Origin of the sequence: Rhizobium sp. PEPV16, from assembly GCF_008919455.1 — a bacterium.
Taxonomy (GTDB): Bacteria; Pseudomonadota; Alphaproteobacteria; order Rhizobiales; family Rhizobiaceae; genus Rhizobium; species Rhizobium leguminosarum_Q.
Genome location: NZ_VSZV01000305.1, coordinates 2,870 through 10,589 on the forward strand (window position 1 = coordinate 2,870; position 7,720 = coordinate 10,589).

Annotated in this window: 8 protein-coding genes; 4 read left to right on the top strand and 4 right to left on the bottom strand. The window is 62.6% G+C overall.

Annotated elements, in window-relative coordinates; translation table 11 throughout:
- The 4 genes from FY112_RS16140 to FY112_RS16155 form a co-directional block, all read left to right on the top strand.
- On the top strand, positions 1 to 912 hold a 912-nt coding region (locus tag FY112_RS16140), incomplete at its 5' end, for a histidine kinase dimerization/phosphoacceptor domain -containing protein (protein ID WP_246700694.1).
- Positions 913 to 1,172: 260 nt separating this feature from the next.
- The gene (locus FY112_RS16145; RefSeq protein ID WP_151518840.1) at positions 1,173 to 1,724 is read left to right on the top strand and encodes a DUF924 family protein; all 552 of its coding nucleotides are present in this window, start codon (positions 1,173 to 1,175) and stop codon (positions 1,722 to 1,724) included.
- Between the two features lie 92 nt (positions 1,725 to 1,816).
- The gene (locus FY112_RS16150; RefSeq protein WP_151518841.1) at positions 1,817 to 4,351 is read left to right on the top strand and encodes a mechanosensitive ion channel family protein; all 2,535 of its coding nucleotides are present in this window, start codon (positions 1,817 to 1,819) and stop codon (positions 4,349 to 4,351) included.
- 112 nt (positions 4,352 to 4,463) lie between these two features.
- On the top strand, positions 4,464 to 4,730 hold the full coding sequence (locus FY112_RS16155) for a hypothetical protein (protein ID WP_017960889.1): 267 nt from the start codon (positions 4,464 to 4,466) through the stop codon (positions 4,728 to 4,730).
- 21 nt (positions 4,731 to 4,751) lie between these two features.
- Here the strand turns inward: FY112_RS16155 and arsK are convergent, their stop codons facing one another.
- From arsK to FY112_RS16175, 4 genes are all read right to left on the bottom strand, one after another.
- Positions 4,752 to 5,987 (bottom strand): arsenite efflux MFS transporter ArsK, encoded by a 1,236-nt coding sequence (gene arsK / locus FY112_RS16160; protein ID WP_151518842.1) that lies wholly within the window; start codon positions 5,985 to 5,987, stop codon positions 4,752 to 4,754.
- Positions 5,984 to 6,709 carry an arsenical resistance protein ArsH gene (gene arsH, locus FY112_RS16165; protein WP_168288295.1) on the bottom strand — a complete coding sequence of 242 codons (726 nt, stop codon included), beginning with the start codon at positions 6,707 to 6,709 and terminating at the stop codon, positions 5,984 to 5,986. The genes arsK and arsH overlap by 4 nt, the downstream gene beginning before the upstream one ends.
- A complete protein-coding gene (gene arsC / locus FY112_RS16170; protein WP_151518843.1) occupies positions 6,684 to 7,106 on the bottom strand; it encodes an arsenate reductase (glutaredoxin) in 423 nt (140 codons plus the stop codon). Before arsC ends, arsH begins: the two co-directional genes overlap by 26 nt.
- Positions 7,103 to 7,720 (bottom strand): MIP/aquaporin family protein (locus FY112_RS16175; protein ID WP_246700695.1); only part of this gene is annotated, 618 nt, incomplete at its 5' end. The genes FY112_RS16175 and arsC, both read right to left, overlap by 4 nt.

Sequence of the window (7,720 nt, forward strand, 5' to 3'; positions counted from 1 at the left end):
GGCGAAGGTGGTATCGACGCCGTCGTGCTCGATCATGTCCTGGCGGGCGAAACCGGCCTCGACATTTTGCCCAGCATCACGGCGATGCCGGATCATCCGCCGGTCATCTATGCGACGGGTTCGGACGATACCAGCATCGCGGTCGCGGCGCTGAAGGCCGGCGCCGACGATTACATGCTCAAAGGGATCTCAGCCGACTATTTCGACCTGCTCGCCGCCGCCCTCGAACAGGCGCTGGAACGAGCGCGTTTTCGCCGCGAGACGGCGCAGGCGCAGGAGGTGATCCGCCAGCAGCGCGACCTAGCCGAAATGCTGCTCACCGAAGTCAATCACCGCATCGCCAACAGCCTCGGCCTCGTCGGCGCGCTGATCCGCATGCAATCCTCGATGACCACGGATCAGGTTGCGATCGACGCGCTGCACGAAACGCAGATGCGGATTAACGCCATCGCCAGCGTGCACCGCCGGCTCTACACCAATCGCCAGGTCGGCTCGGTACAGGTCGATGAATATCTGAACAGCCTGCTCACCGAACTCGAAACCTCGATGCACGACGACAAGCGGCCGCACCGGATCGTCCTCACCGCGCAGCCGGTCAATCTGGCGACCGACAAGGTGATCACGCTCGGGCTGATCGTCAGCGAGCTCGTCACCAATGCCTTTAAATATGCCTATCCGGACAGCGTGCCGGGCGAGATCCGCGTCATCGTCGACCAGACGGATGGGGCATTGCGTGTCATCGTCGAGGATGACGGCGCCGGTTTCGACCCGTCGAGCCCCGCCAGGGGAACCGGCCTTGGTACACGCATCCTGACGGCCATGGCCGCCAGCCTTAAATCGGATTTCGCCTATGACCCCGGCCATGACGGAACCAAGGCGACACTGGTGTTTTCGTTGCATGAGGGGAAGTAGGAAGTGCAGCGTAGGGTGTGCCGTGTGCCCCCCTCATCCGCCCTACGGGCACCGATCGGGGTCGAGCCACTGGTCTCGACCCGTCCTTCGGACCCCCGAGGGGAGAAGGGGGAATCGAGACGTTGCCGCGAATCTCTTCTCCCCAGCGGGGAGAACGTGGCGGCAGCCGGATGAGGGGGCTACCGGCACGGTGTTATCCCTTTTCCTACAATAATTTACCGAAGCTGCATCATCAAACCTAACGCTAGGGAAGGGGAAACATGGCGACGATCCGCACACCACGCGAAGTGTATGATTTCTGGTTCGTCAGATGCGGCCGGGAGCTGTGGTTCCGCTCGACGCCGGAACTCGACGCGGAGATCCGCGAAGGCTTCCGCGATACCCATCTGGCCCTTGCCGCAGGCGTCGGCGACGAATGGCGGGCGGATGCGGAGAGCCGGCTGGCGGCTGTGATCGTGCTCGACCAGTTTCCTCGCAACATCTATCGCGGCACGGCGCTTGCCGTTGCGACCGATGGGCTGGCACTTCGGGAAGCCAAGCTCGCGTTGGCATCGGGCGCTGATCGGGCGGTCGAGGCGGCATGCCGTACCTTTTTCTACATGCCCTTCGAACATGCCGAGGACCTTGGGGAGCAGGAGCGATCGGTGGAACTGTTCGGCGCGCTCGGCGATGCGGAATATCTCGATTATGCGATCCGCCACCGCGACGTGATCGCCGCCTACGGCCGCTTTCCGCACCGCAATGCCATGCTGGGACGCGAGTCGACGGCTGAGGAATGCGACTATCTCTCCCGGCCCGATGCCGGTTTCTAAGGGTTTCCAGGGAGCTTCCGCCTTTCTGTCGCCTTTCTTTACTAAGACAAGCTGGCATTCTATTCCGACGACAACCTTTTCCGGAGGCGCTTTTGCGGCTGAGACCGATCCTGCTTCGCACCATTCTTCTGCTGACGCTGGCGGTCGCCGGCGCGCATTTCAAGGGTGCTGCCGCTTTCGCACAGGAGCCGCAGGCATCGGCGGCGGCGCAGGCGCCGCTTGCCGATATGCCGTTCGACCAGGCGACAAAGGAGATCGACAAGGCGAAGGTCCAGCTGACAGCGCTTCAGGACGGCGTCAAGCAAAATGCCGACAATGACGATGCCCTGGTCGGGCTTGCGACCAAGGCCGACGAGCTTAGCCGCGCCGTCATCACCATATCGGTCAATCTCAGGCCGCGTTTCGACCAGATCAAGAACCGGCTTGCCGAGATCGGCGATCCGCCGAAGGACGGGCAGCCGCCTGAAGCCGAGATCGTCACCCAGGAGCGCAACGCGCTCGCCGCCGAACGCGCGCAGATCAACGCGCTGACGGGCGATGCCGAAAACCTCTCGATCACGGTGACGAAGCTCGTCAACGAGATCACCGAGATGCGGCGGCGGCTGTTTGCAGATACGCTGCTCAGGCGCACCGAGATTTCGGTCTCGGTGCTCGACGATGCCGGCAGCGCCTTCGTGCACGAGGTCAGCGAATTCTCGCACGCTCTGTCGAGCTGGGCCACCTTCGTCTGGAAATTCAAGCGTTTCCCAATGTTTGCCGCGATCTTCCTGTCGCTCGCCTCGGCGCTGATCCTACTCTCCGGCAGTTACCGGCTGTTCGGCTCCTACCTGCGCCGCGACGAGGCTGTCGAGAACCCGTCCTATATCGGCCGGCTGTCGATCGCCTTCTGGTCGACGTTGATCCGCACGCTGGCGCTCTCGGTGCTGCTCGTCACCTCGTTCTTTTTCCTTAACGGGTTCAATGTGCTGAGGCCCGATATCGCGCCTGTCATCGGCGCCCTGTTCGGGGCGATCGGGCTTGTCTATTTCGTCGGCCGCTTCGTCAACGCCATCTTCGCGCCGCGCGAACCGCGCTGGCGGCTCGTGCGGCTTTCCAATCTCGGCGCGCGCTCGATCGGCTACTGCCTGCTGGCGATGGCGATCGTCAACGCGCTCGATTATCTGTTCGGCACGATCGGCGAGGCGATGGGCTCGCCGCTGGTCCTGACCGTGGTCAGAAGCCTGATTGCTGCGCTGATCATCGGCCTGATCCTGATCGCGGTTTCCTTCGGCAGACCGATGCTGGCGAAGAACGGCGATCCCGATGCGCCGGGAAGGCATTGGCCTCGCGGCATGGCGATCATCCTGCGGGTCGTCGGCGCCGGCCTCATCCTCACAGCACTCACGGGTTATGTCGGGCTCGCGCGCTTCGTCGCCACGCAGCTCATCATCACCGGCGCGCTGGTCGCCACCATGTATGTCGGCCTGCTCTCCGGCAAGGCGATATCAAGGCAGGAAAGCTTCGGCGATACCTTCTTCGCAAGCTTCCTGACGCGCCGCTTCAAGCTCGGGCCGGTGGCGATCGATCAGGCTGGCCTGCTCGTCGGCCTTGCCATCTATGCGGTGGCGCTTCTCGTCGGCATCCCGCTGATCCTGCTGCTCTGGGGCTTCCATGTGCAGGATCTGCAGATTCTTGCCTATCGGCTGTTCACCGAGGTCAGGCTCGGCGGTATCAGCATCTCGCTGCTCGGCATCTGCACCGGCATTCTCTTGTTTGCCGGCGTCTACCTGCTGACGCGCTGGGTGCAGCGCTGGCTCGATGGCAATGTGATGGCCAGAAGCCATGTCGATCTTGGCGTGCGCAATTCGGTCAAGACGGGCATCGGCTATCTCGGCGTCGGCATAGCGGCGATCATCGGCGTTTCGGCGGCCGGCATCGACCTGTCGAGCTTCGCGCTCGTCGCTTCCGCACTTTCGGTCGGTATCGGTTTCGGTCTCCAGAACATCGTCTCCAACTTCGTCTCCGGCCTGATCCTGCTCGTCGAACGGCCGTTCAAGGTCGGCGACCATGTCGTTTCCGGCACCGCCGAAGGTATCGTCAAACGCATTTCGGTGCGCGCCACCGAGATCGAGACCTTCCGCAAGCAGTCGATCATCGTGCCGAATTCTGATTTGATCAACGGCCTCGTCGGCAACTGGACGCACCGCAACAAGATCGGCCGCTCGGAAATCCCGGTTTCCGTCGCCTACAACGCTGATCCGCAGCAGGTGATGGACATCCTGCTGGAACTGACGGCCAAGATACCGCTCGTCATGCGCAATCCGGAGCCGCATGTCGAATTCCTGCGCTTCGGGCCCTATTCGCTGGATTTCGAGCTGCGTTTCTTCCTCGCCGATATGGGTGACGGCATGGCGGTGCGCAACAATCTCAGGATCGAGATCCTTAAGCGCTTCAAGGCCGAGGGCATCGAGATCCCGTTGCCACAGACCGATCTTACCATCCATCGAGAGGCTCGTCCCGCGCTTGCCGATGCGGGCAGGGATCAACCCAACGAGCAGGAAAACTCTGCGGACACGCCCATGGAGGAGGAAGAGCAGCCGGTGCGGCAATTGCGCAGCAAGACGGCAGAAGGCAATCGGAAAGGCTGAACGGGTCATTCAGCCATCATTCACAGCTATATGTGCATGATCTCCACTATCGGGATCGCTGCCGGGGGCAGCACCGATCGTTCGAGGGGAGGGCGCGCCAGCGCCGCCGCACATGATGGCAAGATTTGCCGCCGTTCTGCTTGTCCCGCTGCTTGCCGCACCCGCGGCTGAAGCGGCATCCATCACCAACACCGACCCAGCCGCCGTCGTGCTCGTCATCACCGAGAGCGGCCAGCGCGTCGAGGTCGTGGTCGATGCCGGCGCTTCGGAGAGCCTCTGTGCTTCCGGCTGCTTCATGACAACGCCCGACGGCGACCGCATCGGGCTCGACGGCGGCGAGACGATCGACATCGTCAAGGGCTCGGCCGTCGTCAAGTAGCGCCTGTCCCGATGAATGCGCTCAAGCCTCTCGGGGATTGGCAACAGTTTCCGGCCGGGCAACCGGGCGCGTCAGCCGCATGATGGCGAAGAACGCGGCAACGGCGACGGTGCTGAGCAATGCAGCGATCGACAGCGACCACGATACGCCGAGATTGCCCATCAGGAAGGCAAGCGCGAACGGCGCCATCGAGGAGACGACGAGACGGACCGACATGATTTGTCCTTGCCGCCGGCCGTAGCCATCGCTTCCGAAGAGCGCGAGCGGCAAGGTTCCGTAGACGATGCTGTTAAGGCCCGAGCCGAGGCCGAAGACGACGGCGAAGAGTAGCGCGCCGGGCACCGAGGGTGCGGTGGCGATGAGGATGACAAGGGCTGTCGGCAGCAGGATGGCGCAGATGATCGCCAGCATCACTTGCGACAAGCTCTCGCCAAAGACCATGTTGATGAGGCGGCTCAGCACCTGTGACGGACCGAAGAGTGTTCCGACCACCACTGCCATGGCGCCGAGGCCGAGTGCCGACATTACGGGCACCATGTGAACCAGAAGCGCCGAGTTCACGAAACTTTCCAAAGCAAAGCCCGTCACCATCAGGATAAAGGCCGGCCTGCGCACCGACGGCGGAAGGCTCGGCTCGACGCGTTTTGCGGCCTCCTCTCCGGTCCGTCTCCTGGTTTGGCTGACGCCATGCGAGAGCCAGGCATGAACGGGAAGGCAAACCATGAGATTGAGCGCGGCGAAGATCAGATAGACGTTCTGCCATGAGAGATGCGCATGCAGCGCCGTGGTGATCGGCCAGAAGATGGTTGAGGCGAAGCCGGCGATCAGCGTCAGGTAAGTGATGCTGCGCTGGGCGACCTGCGGCCTGATCTGCACCAGCAGGGCGAAGGCGGCGCCATATTGCACCAGGTTCGACGCGATCTCGATGCCGATCAATGCCGCGACGAAAGCGATCTTTCCCGGCGCCAAGGCGCAGGCGACGAGGGCAGCGGCGGCAATCGCCGAGCCTGATGTCATGATCCTGCCGGCGCCGAAGCGATCGATCCACGTGCCGGTGAGAGGTGCGGCCAGGCCGCCGATCAGAAGAGCCGCGGAGAGCGCGCCGAAGATCCATTCCGATGACCAGCCCAGATCAAGGGCCATGTCGGGGGCGAGGATGCTGAAGCTGTAATAGAGCGATCCATATCCGATGATCTGCGTCAGCCCGAGCACGGCGATGGCCGCTATCGGCGGTCGTTCGGTGCTGGCGATGGTCATAGGGATCTGAGGCTCACGCGCTGTTCGAGCTTTTCGACTTCTTCCTTCCGCTCGCTGTAGCGGTCGGTCAGATAGTTCGAGGCATCACGGGTCAGCAGCGTGAACTTCACCAATTCCTCGCAGACGTCGACGACGCGGTCGTAATAGGACGAGGGTTTCATACGGCCGTCCGCGTCGAATTCCTGGAAAGCTTTGGCAACCGAGGACTGATTGGGAATTGCGATCATCCGCATCCACCGTCCAAGGATGCGGAGCTGGCTTACCGCATTAAAGGACTGGGAGCCGCCGGAGACCTGCATCACCGCCAGCGTCTTGCCTTGCGTCGGCCGGACGGATCCCACCGACAATGGAATCCAGTCGATCTGCGCTTTCATGATGCCGGTCATCGCGCCATGACGTTCTGGGCTGACCCACACCTGGCCTTCAGACCATGCCGACCATTCGCGCAGCTCCTGAACTTTTGGGTCGCTCGCCGGCGCCGCATCAGGCAGCGGCAGACCTTCCGGGTTGAAGATGCGCACTTCGCAGCCGAAATATTCGAGCAGCCGCGCGGCCTCCTGTGCGAGGAAGCGGCTGTAGGACACTGCCCGCAACGAGCCATAAAGGATCAGGATGCGTGGCTTGTGCGTCGAGAACGCCGGCCTGAGCGCGTCCATATCCGGTTGACGCAGATGCATCGGCGATAGGGCCGGCAGATCAGACAATGCGCTTGCCTCCGGCATCGAGCACCTTCTCGCCGTCTTCCTTAGCGAAGGCGCCCTTATGCGTTTCCGGCAGGATTTCGAGGACAAGTTCCGACGGTCGCGACAGGCGCGTACCGAGAGGGGTGACGACGAAAGGCCGGTTGATCAGGATCGGATCTTTCAGCATCGCGTCGAGAAGCTGATCGTCGCTTAGATCGGGATTGTCGAGGCCGAGTTCGGCGTAGGGTGTATCCTTCTGGCGAACGGCATCGCGCACGGTGAGGCCGGCATCGGCGATCATCCTGACCAGCTCCTCACGTGACGGCGGGGTTTCCAGATAGTCGATGATATCAGGTTCGATGCCGGCATTGCGGATCATCGCAAGGGTGTTGCGGGAGGTGCCGCATGCCGGGTTGTGGTAGATGGTGACGTTCATAGCTTTGCCTCTGACGACAGGGTTGAAGACGCGCCCGGCTGCAGCAGCCAGGTGAACAGGAAAAGGGCTGTGACCGCGCCTGTGATTTCGGCGATCCAGAAGCCTGGAAGATCGACCGGGCGAATGCCGGAGAAGGTGTCGGTCAGCGAGCGGGCCAAAGCGACGGCAGGATTGGCGAACGAGGTCGAGGCGGTGAACCAATAGGCGGCGGTGATGTAGAGCCCGACCAGCCACGGCACCGCCTTCTGCTCGAACTTGATGCCGGCAAGAATGACCGCCACCAGGCCGAAGGTCGCAACGCCTTCGGAAAACCATTGCGCGCCACCGGTGCGAACTTTGCTCGAGAGCTCGATCAGCGGCAGGTCGAACATCAGATGGGCGGTGATCGTCCCAATCACGCCGCCGGCAATCTGCGCCAGGATATATCCGCCGAGGTCGCGCTTCGGCAGCACGCGCGACATCGCAAAGATCAGCGAGACCGCCGGGTTGAAGTGGGCGCCGGAGATCGGCCCGAGAACGGTGATCAGCACCACCAGCATGGCGCCGGTCGCCAGCGTATTGCCGAGCAGGGCAAGTCCCACATCCTCAGTGAGCGATGTTGCCATAATGCCGGA